The sequence below is a fragment of the Brevibacterium sp. genome (assembly GCF_031179145.1).
GTDB lineage: Bacteria > Actinomycetota > Actinomycetes > Actinomycetales > Brevibacteriaceae > Brevibacterium.
This window is the reverse complement of record NZ_JAPSIB010000004.1, coordinates 114,565-134,233: the sequence shown is the minus strand read 5'-3', so window position 1 is coordinate 134,233 and position 19,669 is coordinate 114,565. Positions and strand designations below refer to the sequence as shown.

At 67.4% G+C, this 19,669-nt stretch carries 19 protein-coding genes; 14 read left to right on the top strand and 5 right to left on the bottom strand.

Annotation, left to right across the window (positions count from 1 at the left end):
* Window positions 1-157 precede the first annotated feature (157 nt).
* The 5 genes from frr to RIT73_RS04950 all read left to right on the top strand — a co-directional run bounded on the left by frr (window position 158) and on the right by RIT73_RS04950 (window position 5,066).
* Window positions 158-715, top strand: coding sequence for a ribosome recycling factor (gene frr, locus RIT73_RS04970; protein WP_309130950.1), 558 nt, complete (start codon window positions 158-160; stop codon window positions 713-715).
* Between the two features lie 275 nt (window positions 716-990).
* Window positions 991-2,163, top strand: coding sequence for a phosphatidate cytidylyltransferase (locus RIT73_RS04965; RefSeq protein WP_309130949.1), 1,173 nt, complete (start codon window positions 991-993; stop codon window positions 2,161-2,163).
* Between the two features lie 88 nt (window positions 2,164-2,251).
* A complete protein-coding gene (gene rlmN, locus RIT73_RS04960; RefSeq protein WP_309130948.1) occupies window positions 2,252-3,553 on the top strand; it encodes a 23S rRNA (adenine(2503)-C(2))-methyltransferase RlmN in 1,302 nt (433 codons plus the stop codon).
* A 123-nt stretch (window positions 3,554-3,676) separates the two neighbouring features.
* Window positions 3,677-4,237 (top strand): DivIVA domain-containing protein, encoded by a 561-nt coding sequence (locus RIT73_RS04955; RefSeq protein WP_309130947.1) that lies wholly within the window; start codon window positions 3,677-3,679, stop codon window positions 4,235-4,237.
* Complete coding sequence (locus RIT73_RS04950; protein ID WP_309130946.1) at window positions 4,230-5,066, top strand: hypothetical protein; 837 nt, start codon at window positions 4,230-4,232, stop codon at window positions 5,064-5,066. Before RIT73_RS04955 ends, RIT73_RS04950 begins: the two co-directional genes overlap by 8 nt.
* A 31-nt stretch (window positions 5,067-5,097) precedes the next feature.
* On the opposite strand, the gene RIT73_RS04945 is transcribed toward RIT73_RS04950, so the two are convergent.
* Window positions 5,098-6,297, bottom strand: coding sequence for an acyl-CoA dehydrogenase family protein (locus RIT73_RS04945; RefSeq protein ID WP_309130945.1), 1,200 nt, complete (start codon window positions 6,295-6,297; stop codon window positions 5,098-5,100).
* A 98-nt stretch (window positions 6,298-6,395) separates the two neighbouring features.
* Between RIT73_RS04945 and dxr the strand changes: the two genes are divergently transcribed.
* The 4 genes from dxr (at window position 6,396) to RIT73_RS04925 (ending at window position 11,328) form a co-directional block, all read left to right on the top strand.
* Window positions 6,396-7,622: a 1-deoxy-D-xylulose-5-phosphate reductoisomerase gene (dxr, locus tag RIT73_RS04940; RefSeq protein WP_309130944.1), complete on the top strand. Its 1,227-nt coding sequence runs from the start codon at window positions 6,396-6,398 to the stop codon at window positions 7,620-7,622.
* A 1-nt stretch (window position 7,623) separates the two neighbouring features.
* Complete coding sequence (locus RIT73_RS04935; RefSeq protein WP_309130943.1) at window positions 7,624-9,081, top strand: site-2 protease family protein; 1,458 nt, start codon at window positions 7,624-7,626, stop codon at window positions 9,079-9,081.
* A 186-nt stretch (window positions 9,082-9,267) separates the two neighbouring features.
* Complete coding sequence (gene ispG / locus RIT73_RS04930) at window positions 9,268-10,416, top strand: flavodoxin-dependent (E)-4-hydroxy-3-methylbut-2-enyl-diphosphate synthase (protein ID WP_309130942.1); 1,149 nt, start codon at window positions 9,268-9,270, stop codon at window positions 10,414-10,416.
* A gap of 33 nt (window positions 10,417-10,449) precedes the next feature.
* A complete protein-coding gene (locus RIT73_RS04925) occupies window positions 10,450-11,328 on the top strand; it encodes a GNAT family N-acetyltransferase (protein WP_309130941.1) in 879 nt (292 codons plus the stop codon).
* A gap of 41 nt (window positions 11,329-11,369) precedes the next feature.
* Here RIT73_RS04925 and RIT73_RS04920 read toward each other — a convergent pair whose 3' ends face one another.
* Window positions 11,370-11,780: an RNA-binding S4 domain-containing protein gene (locus RIT73_RS04920; RefSeq protein ID WP_309130940.1), complete on the bottom strand. Its 411-nt coding sequence runs from the start codon at window positions 11,778-11,780 to the stop codon at window positions 11,370-11,372.
* Complete coding sequence (locus RIT73_RS04915) at window positions 11,770-12,564, bottom strand: NUDIX domain-containing protein (RefSeq protein WP_309130939.1); 795 nt, start codon at window positions 12,562-12,564, stop codon at window positions 11,770-11,772. The genes RIT73_RS04920 and RIT73_RS04915 overlap by 11 nt, the downstream gene beginning before the upstream one ends.
* 230 nt (window positions 12,565-12,794) lie before the next feature.
* Between RIT73_RS04915 and RIT73_RS04910 the strand changes: the two genes are divergently transcribed.
* Entirely contained in the window at window positions 12,795-14,681 is a 1,887-nt protein-coding gene (locus tag RIT73_RS04910) for a proline--tRNA ligase (protein ID WP_309130938.1), read from the top strand.
* Between the two features lie 3 nt (window positions 14,682-14,684).
* A complete protein-coding gene (locus RIT73_RS04905; protein ID WP_309130937.1) occupies window positions 14,685-15,491 on the top strand; it encodes a TSUP family transporter in 807 nt (268 codons plus the stop codon).
* A 75-nt stretch (window positions 15,492-15,566) separates the two neighbouring features.
* Here the strand turns inward: RIT73_RS04905 and RIT73_RS04900 are convergent, their stop codons facing one another.
* Together RIT73_RS04900 and RIT73_RS04895 are read right to left on the bottom strand one after the other, a co-directional pair.
* Entirely contained in the window at window positions 15,567-16,586 is a 1,020-nt protein-coding gene (locus RIT73_RS04900) for an aminoglycoside phosphotransferase family protein (RefSeq protein WP_309130936.1), read from the bottom strand.
* Between the two features lie 11 nt (window positions 16,587-16,597).
* Window positions 16,598-17,542 (bottom strand): hypothetical protein, encoded by a 945-nt coding sequence (locus RIT73_RS04895; RefSeq protein ID WP_309130935.1) that lies wholly within the window; start codon window positions 17,540-17,542, stop codon window positions 16,598-16,600.
* 79 nt (window positions 17,543-17,621) lie between these two features.
* Between RIT73_RS04895 and rimP the strand changes: the two genes are divergently transcribed.
* From rimP to RIT73_RS04880, 3 genes are all read left to right on the top strand, one after another.
* Window positions 17,622-18,086 carry a ribosome assembly cofactor RimP gene (gene rimP / locus RIT73_RS04890; RefSeq protein WP_309130934.1) on the top strand — a complete coding sequence of 155 codons (465 nt, stop codon included), beginning with the start codon at window positions 17,622-17,624 and terminating at the stop codon, window positions 18,084-18,086.
* A gap of 156 nt (window positions 18,087-18,242) precedes the next feature.
* Entirely contained in the window at window positions 18,243-19,205 is a 963-nt protein-coding gene (nusA, locus tag RIT73_RS04885; RefSeq protein ID WP_309130933.1) for a transcription termination factor NusA, read from the top strand.
* Complete coding sequence (locus tag RIT73_RS04880; RefSeq protein ID WP_309130932.1) at window positions 19,175-19,564, top strand: YlxR family protein; 390 nt, start codon at window positions 19,175-19,177, stop codon at window positions 19,562-19,564. Before nusA ends, RIT73_RS04880 begins: the two co-directional genes overlap by 31 nt.
* The last annotated feature ends 105 nt before the right edge of the window (window positions 19,565-19,669 follow it).

Here is a 19,669-nt window from a genome sequence, read left to right as displayed (position 1 = left end):
CCGACGTGCAGCTGATCAGTAGTGCCCGGCGACTTCCACTCCTGCATGAACCACGCTCAGACCGGGCCAAGTGGTGTCGGGGGTGGGTGAGTTGCGGCATTTGTGACCCAAGACCCATAGAATGAATCCAAAGTTCCCACCGACGAAAGAGTGAGTCGTGATTGAAGAAACACTGGCAGAGGCCAGGGAGAAAATGGACAAGGCCGTGGAGTTCACCCAGGAGGACTTCGGGTCGATTCGCACCGGCCGGGCCAATCCCGCTCTGTTCGCCAATATCGAGATCGAGTACTACGGCGCTCCGACTCCTCTGCAGCAGCTGGCTTCGTTCCAGACTCCGGAAGCTCGTACGATTCTCGTGACGCCCTATGACCGCGGCGCTCTCGGCGACATCGAGAACGCACTGCGCAACTCGGACATCGGTGCCAACCCGGCCAACGACGGCAACGTCATCCGCGTCGTGCTCCCGGAGCTCACCGAGGAGCGACGCAAGGAATACGTCAAGATCGTCAAGAGCAAGGCCGAGGATGGAAAGGTCTCCATCCGCAACATCCGTCGTCACTCGAAGGACACCCTCGAGCGCATCAAGAAGGACGGAGAGGCCGGGGAGGACGAGGTCACCCGAGCCATCTCCGAGCTCGACGAGCTGACGAAGGCCAAGGTGGACAGCATCGACAAGCTGCTCGCCAAGAAAGAAGCCGAGCTGCTCGAGGTCTGATGATCGCGTTGACCGGGCCCAGCAGTCCCTCGTCCGGTCCGGCTCCTGCAGAGGAGCCGGACGGGACTTCGACGCGAAACGAGGGACTTCGCACTTCCCACCTCGGGGTCGAGGGCCAGACCCCGGACTCAGCCGGCGCCTCTGGGCAGTCTGACGACGATCCGGCATCCGACGGTGACTCGTCGGGCACGTCCCGCGGTGGTTCTTCAAGCCACTCAGACGCCGCAGGCGGCGCAGATGGCTCAGGCGCCTCGGGCCCCTCAGGCGACACAGCGGTGCCGAGCACCGCCGGTGACGTCCACACGCCCGAAGCTCAGCGCAACGAATCGCCGGCCGACGCTCAGCGGAACGAATCGCCGGCCGACGCTCAGCGGAACGAATCGCCGGCCGAAGCTCAGCGCAACGAATCGCCGGCCGACGCTCAGCCGAACGACGCGACGGCCGCCAGCGGTGGAGCGCACGTTTTCGGTTCGGCAGATGCCGAACCGGCCCCGGACTCCGGTCCGACCGCCCTCGCGTACCCTCGCCGCAGGGACCTGCGAGCCTCGGACAAGCCCTACACTCCCGGTGAGCCTTACTCGAATCCCCAGCCCCCGGACGAGGCCGGCACCGAGGCGGAGGCCCCCACGAAGGACTACGGCAGAGCCGGGCGCAACCTCCCCGCCGCCATCGGGATGGGACTGCTGCTCGGTGGAGCAGTGCTCGCCTCGCTGCTCATCTTCCCGACGTCATTCCTCTTCATCATCCTCATCGCCATCGTGGTCGCGATGTGGGAGTTGGCCAATGCGCTCTCACGCTCCGGCTCCCTCGTCTCCCGCGTGCCGACCGTCGTGGCGGCCGCCTGCATGGTGGTGGCCACCTTCTTCGGAGGACGCGAAGCGCTCTGGGTGACCTTCGCCGCCGGAGCCGGCGCGGTGATGCTGTTCACCATGGTCGAACGGCGCAAGAACGCGGTCAAGGACGTGTCCATGTCGCTGTTCGCGCTGACCTATGTCGGGCTGATGGCATGCTTCGTCGTCTATCTGCTGACCGAGCCCGACGGGAATCTCTACGTCATTCTGTTCCTCGCCTGTGTCGTCGCCTCGGACACCGGCGGCTATATCTTCGGAGTCGTCTGGGGCAAGCACCCCATCGCCCCGAGCATCTCTCCGAAGAAGTCCTGGGAGGGCTACCTCGGTTCGGTGGTGTTCACCACCGCCGTCGCCGTCATCCTGGCCCTGGTCGTCTTCGGCGCTCCCTTCTGGACGGGCATCGTCATCGGCGTCGTGATCCCGGCCTTCGCGACCCTCGGTGACTTCAGCGAATCGATGATCAAACGCGATCTCGACCTCAAGGACATGGGCACCCTGCTGCCCGGCCACGGGGGAGTCATGGACCGCCTCGACTCGATCCTCCCCACGGCACCGGTCGCGCTCGTCCTGCTCTCGGTTCTGCCCGGGTACCTCTGATCGCCTCCCGGCCGTTACCGCGATCCGTGCCCGCGCACGTGGCCGCGGGCACATCTCGTCCGCTTGCCCTTCGTGAGACAATGGAGCGGTGAGTTCTCAAGCAGGTAGCAGGCAAGTCAGGCCCGTCGTCGAGCACGCCGACGGAACGACCTCGAAGACCCCGACGCGGGATGGTCGTCCGCTCCTCAATTTCAAATCGCCGCGAGTCAGCCAGCCGAAGGAGCATCTGGCCGACATGTCGATGGACGAGCGCATCGCCGCGGTCCAGGAGATGGGTCTGCCCGCGTTCCGGGCGAAGCAGCTCTCGACGCACTACTTCACGCACTACCAGACCGACGTCGACGCGATGACCGATCTGCCGAAGTCTCTGCGCGAACCGTTGGGGGAGCGCTTCTTCCCGCCCCTGCTCACCGAGGTGCGACGGCTGAGGACCGAGAACGGCGACACGATCAAGTTCCTCTGGCGCCTCTTCGACGGTGCGCTCGTCGAGTCGGTGCTCATGCGCTACCGCAACCGCGTCACCCTCTGCGTCTCGAGTCAGTGCGGCTGCGGGATGAACTGTCCGTTCTGCGCCACGGGTCAGCAGGGCCTGACCCGCAACATGTCCACGGCCGAGATCGTCGAGCAGGTCATTCGCGCCAACCAGGTGATCGCGGCAGGGGAACTGGCGCCCGCCTCGGCAGGGGAGGCTTCGTCGAGCGACGAGGTGGCACTCGGGGCGGAAGCCGACGAGGAGCAGGGCGAAGCACCCGAGGGTGGCAGCGGTGCGGGAAGCACCTCGGCGAGCGGACCCGAGCGCGTGAGCAACATCGTCTTCATGGGCATGGGCGAACCCCTGGCCAACTACAAGCGAGTGATGAACGCGGTGCGCCGCTTCGTCGACCCTGCCCCCGCGGGCCTGGGCATGTCGGCCCGCCGCATCACCATCTCGACGGTCGGTCTCGTGCCGGGCATCAACAAGCTCGCCGCCGAGGACATCCCTGTCACCTTCGCGCTCAGCCTCCACGCACCCGACGACGAGCTGCGCGACGAGATGATCCCGGTCAACACCCGCTGGAAGGCCGACGAGGCGATCGACGCCGCCTACAACTACTTTCAGGTCACCGGTCGCCGGGTCAGCATCGAATACGCGCTGATCAAGGACATGAACGATCACGCCTGGCGAGCAGAGCTGCTGGCCAAGAAGCTCAACGCTCGCGGCCGGGGCTGGGTGCACGTCAATCCGATCCCGCTCAACCCGACCCCCGGATCGGTGTGGACCGCCTCGGAGCCGGAAGTCGCGAACGAATTCGTCCGCCGGCTCGTCGACGCCGGCGTCCCGACGACCATCCGCGACACCCGTGGGTCGGACATCGACGGCGCCTGCGGTCAGCTCGCAGCCGCCGACTGACCCCGCCCTCGGCGAACTGCCACCGAGCCCCGGCCTGCGCGCCGGGCGCCGGCGCAAATTTTCCCGGTCCGCCAATTATCATGGTGGAAATGACACTTACGGCGATTCGCTTTTGGAGGAATCATGGCGGACACCACTTTCCCGCGAATGTCCGGTTGGAAGAACGGCTACGACCCGAAACAGGTCGACAGCTTCTTCAAGCGCGCACGCGAATCCTTCGAGCGCGAGACTCCGCTGCCCGGTGACCTGGACTCGAGGGCGGTGCGGACGGTCGGCTTCGATCTCGTCCGAAAGGGCTACCACGTCGCCGTCGTCGACGCAGCTCTCGACCGGCTCGAGGATGCGTTCGCCAAGCAGGCGCGCGACCGCCTCATCGCCCAGTCGGGGCAGGACGCCTGGGTGCAGGAGCTCACCCGCGTCGCCGCCTCCCTGCGCAAACGCCTCGTGCGCGAGCACGGCGAACGATTCGACAACCCTCCGGTCGGAGTCATCGGCTACGACATCGGGCAGGTCGACGAGATGTGCGACAAGGTCAACGCCTACTTCACCCAGGGTGTGGCGATGAGCGTCGACCAGGTCCGGCGCGTGCTGTTCAGGACCGCGAAAGGGGACAAGGCCTACGACGAGGATCAGGTGGATGCCTTCATCGACCGGGTCGTGGAAGTGATGGCCTCCGTTGACTGACCTCCACTATTTCGCCAAACCCACCGACGCCTCGCCCGGGACCTTCAACCCGGTGTTCGAGCTGCTCGACCACCCCGTGGCGATGGGGGAGTCCGACGCCGTCATCCTCACGGGCCCGGCTCCCCAGAGACCGGTGCTCGACGGCCGGGAGGTCTCCGACCCGCGCCTGGTGAAGGCGCTGTCGCAGCCGATCGAACTCACCCGCGCCGAGGTGCTCGACCGCAGTGCGAAGCTCGGCGGGATCCTGCGTGCGATGGGACTCGTCGCCGACGATGCCGATTCCACGTCCGGTCCCGGGACCGCGACGGACCCGGACGCGGGGCCAGGTACCGCGAGGGACGAAGGACCGGCGACTCTGATCATCGACGAGGCTGTTCCTCCGATCGCCCGGGCGCTGAGCATTCTCGCCGCCGTGCGGATCGGCCTGCTCGTGGATATGCGATCCGCCCACAACCGCGGTTCCACCACGAGCGCCGTGGTGCCGACCGGGGCAGGGATGGCAGAGGCGGAGATCGCCTCCGAAGCCGGGCTCATCGATGCCGAGCCCCAGGAATCCGGTCCGATCGTGCTCCTCCACCCCATCGACGCCGCGCCGACCAACTCGGGCCGAGCGTCGGTGAAGGTCGTGCGCTCACGCTTCGAGGGGGTCGGCATCACGGTCGCGGGGGAGACCGCGAACCTCGATCAGGCGATGCGTGATTCCCGGGTCGAATCCGCCGAGGTGACGCCCCTGACTCCGGACGCCGCCGTGATCCTCGACGACTCGGGCACCATCGACGCCACCTCGAGTGTTGAATGGCTCCAGGACACGGTCCTCACCAAGGAGTGACCCGGGCCGCGCGGGCCCGGGCCATGCTTTCTCAGTTGGCGAAGGCGTTGATGCCGGTCATCGCCCGTCCCAGGGTCAGCTGGTGGACCTCGTGTGTGCCCTCGTAGGTGAGCACGGTCTCGAGGTTGACCGCGTGACGCAGCGGCGGGTACTCGCTGGTGATGCCCGAACCGCCGAAGAGCGCACGCAGGTCACGGCACACGTTCATCGCGGAGTCGACGTTGACCATCTTGCCCAGGCTGATCTGCTCCGGACGCACACCCTGGTCCGAATCCTTGAGTCTGCCCAGATGCGCTGCCAGCAGCGTGATCTGCGAATACTGACCGAATGCCTTGGCCAGCTTCTGCTGCGTGATCTGGAACGACGAGATGGGGCGCTGGAACTGGATGCGCGTTCCGGTGTACTCGAGCGCGGAGAGCAGCGCATCGCGGGCGGCGCCGGTGACGCCGAAGACGATCCCGAACCGCGCCTCCGACAGGCAGCTCAACGGGCCCTTGAGGCCCTTGGCCTTTGGCAGCATCGCGTCCTCGGGCAGGCGCACGTTGTCGAGCACGATCTCGCCGGTGATCGACGCGCGCAGTGAGATCTTGCGGTGGACCTCCGGCGTCTGGACACCCTCGGTGTCGCTGGGAACGACGAAACCACGGATGACGGGGTTGCCCTTGTCGTCGAACTCCTCGGTCTTCGCCCAGACGACCATGACGTCGGAGACCGGCGAGTTGGTGATCCACATCTTCGCGCCGTTGAGGATCCAGTCGCTGCCGTCGCGGCGCGCGGTCGTCTTCATGCCCGAAGGGTCGGAGCCGACGTCGGGCTCGGTCAGTCCGAAGCAGCCGATCGCCTTGCCCGCGGCCATGCGCGGCAGCCATTCCTCCTTCTGCGCCTCGGAGCCGAAGTGGTGGATGGCGAACATCGCGAGCGATCCCTGCACGGACACGAGCGAGCGCAGACCGGAGTCGATGGCCTCGAGCTCACGACAGGCCAGGCCGTACTGGGTCGCCGTCGACCCGCCGCAGCCGTAGCCCTCGAGGTGCATGCCGAGCAAGCCGAGCTCTCCCAGGCCCTCCGCGAGGTCCCGTGCCGGGATCGTACCCTCGAGGTAGTAGTCGCCGATGTGCTCGCGAACGTTCTCGTCCAGCCACTTCCGCACGATCGACGCGAATTCGAGGTCTTCCTTCTCGAAGATGGAATCCAGTCCCAGGATGTCGTCGGGGCTCAGCGTTGCACTCATGAAAACCTCTCTCAGGCGTCGAATGGTGTCCGCACTCACGCAGAGAAACCGAGGCCGGTCAAGACATTTCCCAGAGAACTTTGGCATCATCGGTAGGCGTGAGCAAACGTAGAATCATTGTAGTCGGCTCGACCGGCTCGGTCGGCACTCAAGCCCTCGAAGTCCTCACCGCGAACGCTGCGGATTTCGAAGTCATCGGACTCGCTGCGGGCTCCCAGATCGAGCTTCTGCTGACTCAGGCTCTCGACTTCTCCGCCCCCGTCATCGGGCTGACCACCCCGCCCGCCGGGGGAGAAGCGGAGATCCGACAGCGACTCGATCAGTTGGCCGCGGATCGCGGAATCAGCAGCCCGGTGCGCGAAATCCTCATCGGGGACGACGCCGCCGAGGCGGTTGCCGGGGCCCCTGCCGACCTCATCCTCAACGCCGTGACCGGGGCCGCGGGTCTCGGCGCCACCTTGGCCGCGCTCGACCGCGGCACCGACGTGGCCCTGGCGAACAAGGAGTCGCTCATCATCGGCGGCTCGATCGTCCTCGATGCCGCCGCCCGCACCGGCGCCCGGCTCATCCCCGTCGACAGTGAGCATTCGGCGATCGCCCAGGCGCTGCGCTCGGGCACCGCCGATGAGGTGCACAAGCTCATCATCACGGCCTCCGGCGGACCGTTCCGCGGCATGACCCGCGACGCTCTGCGCAGGGTGACACCGGCCCAGGCGTTCAAGCATCCCACCTGGACGATGGGTGACGTCATCACCATCAACTCGGCGACGTTGGTCAACAAGGGCCTCGAGGTCATCGAGGCGCACCTGCTCTTCGACATCGACTTCGACCGGATCGAAGTCGTCGTCCACCCGCAGAGCCAGATCCATTCGATGGTCGAATACATGGACGGTTCGACGATCGCCCAGATCTCACCTCCGGACATGCGCCTGCCGATCGCCTATGCCCTGGGCACCGAGCCGAACGGTGAGCCCCGGCGGCTGCGCTCAGGAGCCGAAGGCAACAACTGGATGCAGCCGACGCACTGGTCGTTCGAACCGGTCAACCACATCGCGTTCCCGGCCCTCGGTCTGGCCGTCGACGCGGGCCGCCGAGGCCGCAGCTACCCCGCCGTCTTCAACGCCGCCAACGAAGTGCTCGTCGACGCCTTCGTGGCCGGGCAGATCCCGTTCACTGCGATCGACGAGGGCATCGATTCGGCGATGAGGGCCCACGAACCCGCCGCCGAGCACACGGTCGAGACCGTGCTCGCCGCCGACGCCTGGGCCCGCGAGTTCACCCGCGACCAGCTGGCGGCACGACCCGAGCCCGTCGGCAGGGTCTGACATGGTCACACTCCTCTACATCGTCGGTGTCCTCCTGTTCCTCATCGGGATCTCCATCTCGATCGCCCTCCACGAACTCGGGCACCTGACCCCGGCGAAGAGGTTCGGGGTCAAGGTCACCCATTACATGGTCGGGTTCGGCCCGACCCTGTTCTCATTCCGCCGAGGTGAGACGGAGTACGGCGTCAAAGCGCTGCCGTTGGGCGGTTTCATCGCGATGCCGGGGATGTACCCGCCGGTCGAGGCGACGGACCGCCGCCTCGGCGAGGGTGCTGCTGCCACCGGGGAGGGCACTGCTCCCATCGCCGAGAGGTCTGTTCCCACCGTCGAGGCGGCGCGACGACCACGTCGAGCGAAGCGGGGGCGGCTGTTCGAATCCACGATGGCTGATGCCCGGGACTTCTCGAATCAGGAGATCGAGCCGGGGGAGGAGCACCGCACGTTCTATGCGCTGTCGGTGCCCAAGCGACTGGTCGTGATGTTCGCGGGACCATTCGTCAACCTCGTGCTCGGAATCCTCATCATGGCGGTCTCGTTGCTCGGCATCGGCGTGATGACGCCGACGACCACTGTCGCCACCGTCGTCGAATGCGCGGTCGATGCCGGCGAAGCGGCGTCCCGACCCGCCGACCAGCGTCAGGCCTGTCAATCGGGTGACCAGCTCACCCCCGCGTGGGAGGCCGGCATCAAGCCCGGTGACCGGATCACGTCCGTCGCCGGCGTCCCGGCCAAGGACTGGGAGACCCTCTCGAGCGTCATCGAGGATCAGGCCGGGAAGAACGTGCAGGTGGAATTCGTCCGCGACGGCTCGACCGAGACGGTGACCGTGCCGATCATCGCGCATGAGCGGCCGCGATTGGACGAGCGGGGAGCGCCACTTCTCAATCCGGATGGCAGCCCGCAGACGGAGACCGAGGGGTTCTTCGGAATCGGCCCGGTTCAGGAGCGCATGCCACTGCCGTTGGGCGAGTTCCCCGGCGCGGTCTGGGACCAGGTCAGCGGAGTGTTCCATGCGATCGTGACTCTGCCCGTCAAACTCGTCGACATCACGCAGGTCGCGGTCGGGGAGAAGGAGCGCGACGCCGAGGGCCTCGTCGGAATGGTCGGCGTCGGGCGCGTGGCCGGCGAGATCGTGTCCACGGACCGCCTCGAGGTCGTCGACAAGGCGCAGATGGGCCTCGGCATGCTCGGTTCGCTCAACATCTTCCTGTTCGCGTTCAACATGATCCCGCTGCTCCCGCTCGACGGCGGTCACATCGCCGTCGCCCTCTACGAGGGGGCGCGCCGCCGCATCAATCAGTGGCGCGGCCGGGGAGTGGTCGGTCCGTTCGACACCGCGAAGCTGCTGCCGCTGACCTACGTCGTCATCGGATTGATGCTGTGTATGACCGCGCTGCTCGTCTACGTCGACCTGGTCAAGCCGATCACCCTCGACGCGATCTTCAGATCCGCCGGCTGAGGCAGCGCCGCGACCACCTCGACGTGAGGCAGCCCCGCGACTCCCGCGGCTGAGGCAGCGCCGCGACTCCCGTGGCGTGAGGCATCGCACCGTCGGCGGACAGGTGAGCCCAGGGTTGGGGTTCTACAATGAGGGAGGACTCGAACAGTCAGGCTGGCCCCCAGCCGAAACGAAGGGATTGTGTTCGTGACATCGGTGAACCTCGGAATGCCCGCTCCACCTCCACCTGTGCTGTCGCCTCGGCGGAAGACGCGTCAGATCAAGGTCGGCAAGGTGGGCGTCGGTTCCGACTACCCCGTCAGCGTCCAATCGATGACGACGACACCGACGACGGACATCAACGCCACCCTCCAGCAGATCGCCGAGCTCACCGCCTCGGGCTGCGACATCGTGCGTGTGGCCTGCCCTTCGGCCGACGACGCCGCAGCTCTGCCCGCGATCGCGGCGAAGTCGCAGATCCCCGTCATCGCCGACATCCACTTCCAGCCGAAGTACGTCTTCGCCGCGATCGACGCCGGCTGTGCGGCCGTGCGCGTCAACCCCGGCAACATCCGGAAGTTCGACGACCAGGTCAAGGAGATCGCGAAGGCCGCGAAGGACGCCGGCACCTCGATCCGCATCGGCGTCAACGCCGGGTCGCTCGACAAGCGCATCATGGAGAAGTTCGGCAAGGCCACCCCGGAGGCCCTCGTGGAATCCGCGGTGTGGGAGGCCTCCCTGTTCGAGGAGCACGACTTCCACGACTTCAAGATCTCCGTCAAGCACCACGACCCGGTGATCATGGTCCGCGCCTACGAACTGCTCGCCGAGCGCGGTGACTGGCCGCTTCACCTCGGCGTCACCGAGGCGGGGCCCGCGTTCCAGGGCACGATCAAGTCCGCCACCGCCTTCGGCGCCCTGCTCTCGCAGGGGATCGGCGACACGATCCGAGTCTCCCTCTCCGCCCCTCCGGTCGAAGAGGTCAAGGTCGGCAGCCAGATCCTCGAGAGCCTCAACCTGCGCCCGCGGAAGCTCGAGATCGTCTCCTGCCCCTCCTGCGGCAGGGCACAGGTCGATGTCTATACCCTGGCCGAGAAGGTCACCTCCGGCCTCGAGGGCATGGAGGTTCCGCTGCGGGTGGCCGTCATGGGCTGTGTCGTCAACGGTCCGGGCGAGGCCCGGGAGGCCGACCTCGGTGTGGCCAGCGGCAATGGCAAGGGCCAGATCTTCGTCAAGGGCGAGGTCATCAAGACCGTGCCGGAATCCCAGATCGTCGAGACACTCATCGAAGAGGCCATGCGCATCGCCGAGGAGTCCGATGTGCCCTCCGGTCCGCCGGAGGTCGTCGTCGGTTGAGAGCTTCCGTCGTCGCAGGGTGAGGGTGGGCCGGTGCTGAGAGTCGCCCGACTGGGTCATCAACACACACGCTGGCTGCAGGGCCTGCTGGCGCTCAAACCATGCGAGAACGTCTACCTGCTCGCCCTGCTCGACGTCTCCGGGACCGCTCAGATGAGCTCTCCCGCCGGGTCCCTGCTGGGGGTCTTCGACGGCGAGCGACCGGTGGCGGCCTATTGGGCCGGAGGCAACATCATTCCCGTCGCCGCCACCCCTGAGACCAATCAGGCCCTGGCCGCCAAGCTCAACGCCGAAGGCCGGTACTCCTGCTCCCTCATCGGCGATCGCCGAGTCGTCCTCGACCTGCACCGCCGGCTCAGCTGGGGCAGGCCGCGCGGCATCCGCGAACGCCAGCCACTCTTGGCCATCAGCTCCCCGCCCCAGGTCGAACCCGACCCCGAGGTGCGTCTGGCGACCCTCGACCAGCTGCCGGCCGTGTTCGCCGCCAGCGTCGACATGTTCACCAACGAAGTCGGCTTCTCACCGACCGAGGGTGGCGAATCGAGCTACCTGGCCCGAGTGCGCAGCATCATCCGGGGCGGCAACTGCTTCGTCCGGATCTCCGACACGCTCCCGCAGGGAGGCCGGGTCCCGCGGTGGCCGGCCCGCGACCTGGACGAGCAGGTGCTGTTCAAGGCCGACATCGGGATCAGGGCACCACGCGTCGTCCAGGTCCAAGGAGTCTGGGTGCACCCCGAAGTGCGCAACCTCGGCCTCGGCGCGGCGGGCATGGCCGCCGTCGTGGCGCAGACTCAGGCGGCAGGACACCCGATGGTGAGCCTCTACGCCAATGACTACAACGAGGTGGCGCTGCGCGTGTATCAGAGGGTCGGCTTCGAACAGGTCGGCACTTTCGCCACCGTCATGTACTGAGCCGGAAACTCGGTACCCGCCCGGAAATGCTGAGCCGGCGCTCAGGGATGGTCGCGGCGGCGCGGTTTGGCGGCCTCGTCCTGGAACTTCTCCATCTCGCGCCGATCCTTCTTCGTCGGTCGACCCATCCCCTTGTCCCGGCGGGGAACGAATCCGCGCAGCGCAGGATCGGGGGCCGGGGTGAGGTCTTCATAGCACTGCACTGCGATCGATGCCTGGCCCCGGGTCGGCACGAACCCGGTGATCTTCCGGATGAACTCACTCCCGGCCTTGCGAACCCGGACCTCCTGCCCGATCGACACCTTCTGTGAGGCCTTGACCCGCTGGCCGTCGAGCTGCACGTGCCCGCCGCGACAGGCCTGGGTGGCGAGATTCCGGGTCTTGAACATCCGCGTCGTCCACAGCCAGACATCGATGCGCTGATGGGTCTGCTCGGAGCGGTCAATCTCCATCGCCGACACCCGATTCGACTGCGCCGACCCCCGTGTCGGCAGCGCCGACTGCTGACTCGACCGTGACGCGCGCCGCGGTGGGAGTCGGCCAGTCGTGGACACCTGCCCACTCGGCCCCGGGGACCGGGAGGATGGGGGAATCCGTGTCGAGGGCGATCTCCGCGCGGCGTGCGAACGTCTGGGCGGGCCGTCCGCGGCCCTGAGTGACCGCACGCCCAGTGGGCTCGAGCAGCGGCAACATGGTGCGGCGGAAGGTATCGGACTGCAGCTCGACCCCGGCGACCGTCTCGTGGAGAGTCCGCAGCTGGCGCAGCGAGAACTCGGGGCCGAGCAGACCGAAGGGATCAGGGGTGCGCTCGTGGAGCGACCGGAGCCGGTGGACCGCGACCCGCACGATCTCCTGATGCTCGGCGCTGAGCTCGGTCACCTCGGTGACCGGCACCATCTTCCGCCGTTCGTCGGCGCCGAAGTCGCCGGTCCCGTCGAGCACGTCGAGGTGGGCCACCGAGATCACCCAGCCGCGATCGTCGCGATCGGGCTGGTCGAAGACATGCAGCTGGATGGGGGAGCGGTCGATCAACCGCGCCTTCTCCCGCAGGCAGCGGGCGACCGCCTCGGCGAGTCTTTCCTGCGGACGGAGGATCGAACCGGGCAGCTGCCACTGTCCGTCCTGGGCGCGGATGAGGAGAACATGCAGGCCCCTGCGGGCGACGGGGCACAGCACCGCAGTGTCCACGGCCACGGAGGGGCGAGGGAACTGCTCGAGAGAAGTGGAATCAGGCATGCTCTTCAGATCGGATCGGGACGTGGAGGACGGCTCTGACCACCCAGTCTAATTCTCTTCCCGACAGTCGCGAATCGATGCCCGCTCACCCCCACCCTCGCCCCTCGGACAGGGCCGGGCCTCGGGGCGTCCCGAACGTGATCTCGACGCCTGTGCGGGCGGAATTGCCGCTGGTGCTCCCGGGCCTATAGTGTTCGATTTGAGTTGTGAGACATTGAGGAGAATCACCCATGGCGCTACGCATGTCGTCCCTGTTTGTGCGAACCCAGAAGGAAGACCCGGTCGGCGCCGAGGTCGCCAGCCACAGACTGCTCCACCGCGCCGGGTACATCCGCCGGTCGGCGCCGGGAATCTACACCTGGCTGCCGCTGGGCCTCAAGGTGCTGGCGAAGATCGAGGCGATCGTGCGCGACGAGATGGCCCGCGTCGGCTCCCAGGAAGTCCACTTCCCGAGCCTGCTGCCCGCCGACCCCTACAAGGCTTCGGGCCGGTGGGAGGCCTACGGCTCCGACATCTTCACCCTGACGGACCGCAAGGACAACGACTACCTGCTGGCGCCCACCCACGAAGAGGTGTTCACGCTCCTCGTCAAGGACCTGTACTCCTCCTACAAGGATCTGCCGCTGTCGATCTACCAGATCCAGACGAAGTACCGCGATGAGGCCCGGCCGCGCGCCGGGCTGCTGCGGGGCCGCGAATTCATCATGAAGGACGCCTACTCCTTCGACATCGACGACGCCGGGCTCGACGCCTCCTACGAGGCGATGCGGGTGGCCTACCTGCGCGCGTTCGCCCGCCTCGGCCTGCCCTGCCTGCCGATCAAGGCCACGCCGGGCGCGATGGGCGGATCCGGCACCGAGGAGTTCATCTACCCCTCCGAGGTCGGCGAGGACACGTTCGTCCGCTCACCCGGCGGCTACGCCGCCAACGTCGAAGCCGTCACCTCGGTCGTTCCGGAGGCCATCGACTACACCGATGCCCCGGCCGCCCACATCGAGGACACCCCCGACACCCCGACGATCGAGACGCTCGTCGCCGCCGCCAACGCCGATCATCCGCGCGAGGACCGCGACTGGACTGCCGCGGACACGCTCAAGAACGTCGTCTGCGCCGTCACCCACCCCGACGGCACTCGCGAGATTGTCGTCATCGGCCTGCCCGGCGACCGTGAGGTCGACCTCGACCGGGCCGCCGGCACCGGAACCCTCGGCATCGGCGAGGTCGAGATCGAAGCCGCCACCGAAGCCGACCTCAAGGCGCACCCGGAGCTCGTCAAGGGCTACATCGGCCCGGGAATGAGCCCGGAGACCCAGGTTCTCGGACTCGAGGGCACCTCGGGGCTGCGGTTCCTCCTCGACCCGCGCATCGTCGACGGCACCCGCTGGATCACGGGCGCGAACGAACCCGGCAAGCACGTGTTCGACCTCGTCGCCGGCCGCGACTTCGTCGCCGACGGCACGATCGAGGCCGCCCGCGTCATGGTCGGCGACCCGGCCCCCGACGGCTCGGGCCCGCTCGAACTGGCGCGCGGGGTGGAGATCGGCCAGATCTTCAAGCTCGGCCGCCGCTACGCCGAGGCGCTCGACCTCAAGGTCCTCGACCAGAACGGCAAGGCCACGACCGTGACCATGGGCTCCTACGGCCTCGGCGTCACCCGTGTCATGGCCTGCATCGCCGAGGAGTACCACGACGGCGACAGCCTCATCTGGCCGCAGCACCTGGCCCCCGCCGACGTCCACATCATCGCCGCGGGCAAGGGCGCGGACATCGCCGAGGCGGCCGAAGCGCTGACCGCTGACCTCGAGGCGGCCGGGGTCTCCGTCCTCCTCGACGACCGGGTCAAGGTCTCACCCGGCTTCAAGTTCGCCGACGCCGAGCTCATCGGCATCCCCACCGTCATCGTCATCGGCCGCGGACTGGCCGACGGCAAGGTGGAGCTGCGCAACCGTCTCAGCGGCCAGAAGCAGGAGCTTCCCCTCGCCGAGGTGATCGCCACGACCGTCGACGGCGTCCGTGCCGCCTACGCCGCGGCCGAGGCGGCAGCCGACGCAGCCGTCGCCGGAGCACCGGCGGAGGCGGAACCGACCGTCGCGGATCCCGCCATCGCCTCCGTCTGAGCAGTGGAGGCGCTGACCGGGGGCATCGATGTCACGCTGATGATGCTCCTGCTGCTCTTCGCAGCAGGAGCCCTGGCCGGGTGGGTCGATGCCGTCGTCGGCGGTGGCGGACTGATCCAGCTGCCGGCGCTCCTCCTGGTGCCGGGGATGACGCCGGTGCAGGCGGTGGCGACGAACAAGGTGGGATCCATCGCGGGCACCACCGCCTCGGCGGCGACCTATCTGCGCACAGTCACCCCCGACCGGTCGGCCACGATCCCGGCGGCGGCCACGGCATTCCTCGGGGCGGTGCTCGGCGCGAAGCTCGCCACCCTCGTGCCCAGCGAGATGTTCACCCCGATCATCCTCGCGGCCCTCGTCGGGGTCGGGATCTTCACGGTGCTCAACCCGAGCCTCGGCACGGATGTCAGCCTGCGGTTCGGGGAGACCTCGAAGCGCCACCATGGGCTGTCCTGGCTGATCGGCCTCGTCATCGGCATCTACGACGGAGTGCTCGGACCCGGCACGGGATCGTTCCTCGTCATCGCGTTCGTGACGATCATCGGGTTCTCGTTCCTCCAGGCCTCGGTGACAGCGAAGGTGATCAACTGGGCGACGAACTTCGGCGCCCTCGTCTACTTCGTCCCCGCCGGTCAGGTCGTGTGGCTGCTCGGACTGGTCGTCGCCGCCGGCAACGTCCTGGGCGGGATCTTCGGCGCCAGGACGGCGCTGAAGAAGGGTTCCGGCTTCGTCCGAGTCGTCTTCGTCGTCGTGGTCTCGGCGATGATCCTCAAGCTCGGTTACGACGTCATCGCGGGAATGATCCGCTGACGCGAGGCCGACGATCCATGCGAGGACGAGGACGAGGCCGAGGCCCGGCAGCGGCCGCCCAGCCGATGGCTGTGCTCAGCCGATGGCCTTGAGCGCGTGGGCGTTGACGCCGTGGACGTCGGCGCCCGACAGCGCCCGGGCGACCCACAGCGAGCGCGCCGCATCGCCGAAGGCCAGGGAGGATCCGCCGCGTGCGGCTCGCAGATACCAGAACATGTTCGTGACCTCGCGGGCGACGGCGGCTCCCATCCCGTATTGCGGGTCGATCCCAGCGCACAGCGCCAGGTCGCCGGCGAACCCTCGCAGCCACGCCGCCTGCCCCTGCGGGTGCAGGGCCGGGATCTCGGAAAGCCGGTTCCACAGCACCGGGGCGATGGTGTAGGCGGTCGGCCCGGCCAGCGGCTGGGGGTCGATCGCCTTCCACGTCGCCACTCCTGCCGCGTCGGGGTTGCCGGCGAGGATGTTGTAGTAGTGGAGATCGGCATGGATGAGCCAGTTCTCCTCCGAGGCGGCGAGCACGTTCATCCAGTTCCGCGCGAACGACAGCAGCAGGGAGTCGTTGGCGCCGGACTCGGCCCACCCGCTGAGCAGCGCGGCATCGGCGTCGAAGGTCGACAGCCACCCGGCGGCGACGTCCTGGACCCGCATGAATTCGGAGTCGGCCGGGATCTGCAGCGACTTCTGCAGAGCGCCCCAGACCGGAGGCACATCGGGCAGTGGCAGCACCGAGAGATTGTCCTTCGTCCGCAGCCGCTCCTGCAGAGTCACCCGGAAGCTGCGATCGTCCCTGATCACCCGCACGGCCCCGTGCCCGTTCCACATCTTCAGCGCGCGCAGCGCCTGGGCATGTGCGGCGGTGTGCGCCGAGGTGGGGGCCGCGAACCGCAGGACACCCTGATAGTTCTCCTGGGTCAGGACCGGGACCACGAGGCTCTCGCAGCCGGCCCACGGGGCCCCGGGCACCTCGTCGAAGCGCAGCTTCCACCGGTCGATGAGCTCGTACGCCATGAAGTCGAGGGCGGCGACCCAGGCGTCGGTGCGGGCCTTGCCGATGATGTCGCGCGTGGAGGTGTAGAGAACCGGAGGGACTTTCAACTCGACACTCTTCACTTCTGCGCCGAGGCGCTCGGCGTGGGCGCGGCGGCGGAGGCAGCGCTGTCGGAATACGTGAAGCGCAGCGCCTGCGCTGCGCCGAAGACGCTGCGGGTGCGGGCGGACTCCCAGAGCCGGAGAGCGGCGAGGGGATCGGTCCGCAGCCACGGCAGGATAGCTCCTGCCACCCGGTCCTCGAGCGCGAGCGCCAGCTCGCGGGCGCTGCCCGCATCGGCCGGCACCGGGTCGAGCTTCCAGGAGGGGGAGTCCGGCGGCGGCTCGGTGTCCGCGGCTGCCAGCTTCTCGAGCATCTCACCGCCCAGGGAGCCCAGGGTCTCCAGCCGGGTGAGCGATGCCTTGCGCTCAGGGGTGTCCGAACCGAACTCGACCGCGAGGCGCTCGTAGCCGTACGCGGCGGCACGGGCCTGCTCGAGGATGCCCGCGCAGACATCCGCATCGGGTGCGGCGGCGCGCTCGGTGGGCTTCTGGGACACGGAGGTGCGGAGCAGGTTCTGCGCCGCCTCGGCGATCCCGGGTCTGATGGCGCCGGCAGTGAGCGCGAAGCCGGTGGCCACGTCGACGAGCACGGTGATGAGACCCGAATCCAGATCCGTGACGTCGTCGAACACGGTCGTGGACACCACCTCGGCGGCCTCCAGGTAGGATCGCGGCGGCTCCGCGGACGGCGACTGGGTCGCCAGCTGTGTGGGAGGGGACCAGACGGGTCCGATGGCGGCGCGGAACTTCTCCAGGTCGGCGGTGGCCGTCTCCGGGTCCCCGGCACTGGCGGCGGTGGCCTCGAGGATCCGGGCGATCCGGTTGCGCAGCTCATCGCTGGGATCGAGGTCCGGAATCTCGGGTTCCGTGTCCATCCGCAGCCCGCATGCCGAGAGCGGACCGAGGCTCGCTGCGACCAAACCGGAGAGGAGAATGGTGCGGCGACTCACGGGAAAACGCATACCGCAATCGTAACGGATGAGCGGCGGCGTCGGCCGTTGTCCTCTACGCTGGGAGGAAGCCAATCAGCAGGGAGGACACATGGACGAGGACGTTGCTCGGATCACAGAGCTGCTGCGGGAACCGCTGGAGACATCGGGGTTCTATCTCGAGTCCGTGAAGGCGGTGGCGGCCGGTCAGCGCCGTGCCCTGACAGTCATCGTCGATCTCGACGAATCGAGCACGGAGCCGATGTCGATGGAGAAGATCGCCGAATCCTCTCGGATCGTCGGCGAGACCCTCGACGAGGTCGAGGTGTTCCGGGACAAGCCCTACCAGCTCGAGGTCACCAGCCCGGGGGCGACCCGCAAGCTCGAATGCCCCAGGCACTTCCGGCGCGTGCTCGGCCGCAGGCTCGAGGTCCAGACGAAGAAGGACTCCTTCCGCCTCGACCTCGACGACGTCGGGGACACGAGCATCGCGGGCAAGGATCCCGGCACCGGAGAGCGGCGCAGCATCGATCTCGACGACATCGTCAGGGCACAGGTCGAACTCAGGTTCCGGTGACCGCTCGTGGAGGTTCGGCGTCCATGCTGTGGACCAGTGGGATGCGGTAGACTGGTGCGCCTGCGCAAAAGCGGTTGCGGCTGCGCTGGCAACGACGAACACCACAAGTGAAGACAGACAATTCAATGCTCGAGGGAGCCGGAGAGGGTATAGGCCATGGATATCGACCTCAGTGTCCTGCGCATCATCGAACGAGAGCGCGAGATCCCGCTCGACACTCTGATCGAACTGATCGAACAAGCGCTCTTCCTCGCCTACCAGAAGACCGAGGGCGCCTGGCCCGACGCCCGCGCCGAGCTCGACAAGACCACCGGCGAAGTGAAGATCTGGGCGGTTGAATTCGACAACGACGACAACCCGATCGGCGAATTCGACGACACTCCCACCGGATTCGGCCGCATCGCGGCCCAGACCGCGCGGCAGGTCATCCACCAGCGCCTGCGCGACGTCGAGGACGAATCGGTCCTCGGCAGCTTCAAGGGCCGCGAGGGCGAGATCGTCTCCGGCACCGTGCAGCAGGGCCGGGACCCGCAGATGGTCCAGGTCGACCTCGGCGACGTCGAGGCGGTGCTGCCCCCGCACGAGCAGGTTCCCGGTGAGGAATACCCCCACGGCACGCGACTGCGCGTCTACATCGCCGATGTTCATAAGGGTACCCGGGGCACCTCGGTGACGGTTTCGCGCACCCACCCGAACCTCGTCCGCAGGCTCTTCGCCCACGAGGCCCCCGAAATCGCCGACGGCACCGTCGAGATCGTGTCGCTGGCCCGAGAGGCCGGTCACCGGACCAAGCTCGCCGTGCGGGCGACGAAGCCGGGCGTCAACGCCAAGGGAGCCTGTATCGGCGAACTCGGCTCGCGGGTGCGCTCGGTGATGAACGAACTCGGTCAGGAGAAGATCGACATCGTCGACTACAGCGACGACCCGGCGAAGTTCATCGGCCATGCGCTCTCGCCCGCGAAGACGCTCAAGGTCGACATCCTCGACGCGGCGGCCCAGGAGTCCCGGGCCGTGGTGCCCCGTGACCAGCTCTCCCTGGCCATCGGCAAAGAGGGTCAGAACGCCAGGCTCGCGGCCAAGCTCACCGGATGGAAGATCGACATCGTCGCGGCCGAATGAGGTCGGCCGGCGTGCCGCACACAACACCGAGGGTCCGCCGGGATGGCAGACGCGGGAATGGAAGTGCTGTAGAATTGTTTACTGTGATCGCAGGCAGTGCACCCCAACGGATGTGCATCGCCTGCAGAATCACAGCCGATCGGGATCAGCTCACGCGTTTTGTGATCCGCCCCGATCAGCGCCCCGCGATCGTCCACGATGTGTCAGCGACACTGCCCGGACGGGGAGCGTGGGTGCACCCGGACGAGAAGTGCCTGCAGAGGGCGCTGAAGTCCAACGCCTTCGCTCGAGCATTTCGAACGAAGGTCGCGTCCTCGGACTTGCCGAGGATCGACACCGAACCCAAAGAGAACGGGTAACCCGAATGGATGACAAGTTGTGAGTGTCGTGCGATGACACCCTCTCGGAAATTCGAAAGAGCAGTGGAATGAGAACTGCTCTTCATTGATGAGGTTCTTTCCTGA

What these genes read in the sequence shown, in the direction of transcription:
- RIT73_RS04955 (WP_309130947.1), top strand. Translation starts at nt 3,677, where the DNA reads ATGGCGGACACCACTTTCCCGCGAATGTCCGGTTGGAAGAACGGCTAC.
- RIT73_RS04945 (WP_309130945.1), bottom strand. Translation starts at nt 6,297, where the DNA reads ATGAGTGCAACGCTGAGCCCCGACGACATCCTGGGACTGGATTCCATC.
- RIT73_RS04935 (WP_309130943.1), top strand. Translation starts at nt 7,624, where the DNA reads ATGGTCACACTCCTCTACATCGTCGGTGTCCTCCTGTTCCTCATCGGG.
- RIT73_RS04920 (WP_309130940.1), bottom strand. Translation starts at nt 11,780, where the DNA reads ATGGAGATTGACCGCTCCGAGCAGACCCATCAGCGCATCGATGTCTGG.
- RIT73_RS04915 (WP_309130939.1), bottom strand. Translation starts at nt 12,564, where the DNA reads ATGCCTGATTCCACTTCTCTCGAGCAGTTCCCTCGCCCCTCCGTGGCC.
- RIT73_RS04910 (WP_309130938.1), top strand. Translation starts at nt 12,795, where the DNA reads ATGGCGCTACGCATGTCGTCCCTGTTTGTGCGAACCCAGAAGGAAGAC.
- RIT73_RS04895 (WP_309130935.1), bottom strand. Translation starts at nt 17,542, where the DNA reads ATGCGTTTTCCCGTGAGTCGCCGCACCATTCTCCTCTCCGGTTTGGTC.
- rimP (WP_309130934.1), top strand. Translation starts at nt 17,622, where the DNA reads ATGGACGAGGACGTTGCTCGGATCACAGAGCTGCTGCGGGAACCGCTG.
- nusA (WP_309130933.1), top strand. Translation starts at nt 18,243, where the DNA reads ATGGATATCGACCTCAGTGTCCTGCGCATCATCGAACGAGAGCGCGAG.
- RIT73_RS04880 (WP_309130932.1), top strand. Translation starts at nt 19,175, where the DNA reads ATGGAAGATCGACATCGTCGCGGCCGAATGAGGTCGGCCGGCGTGCCG.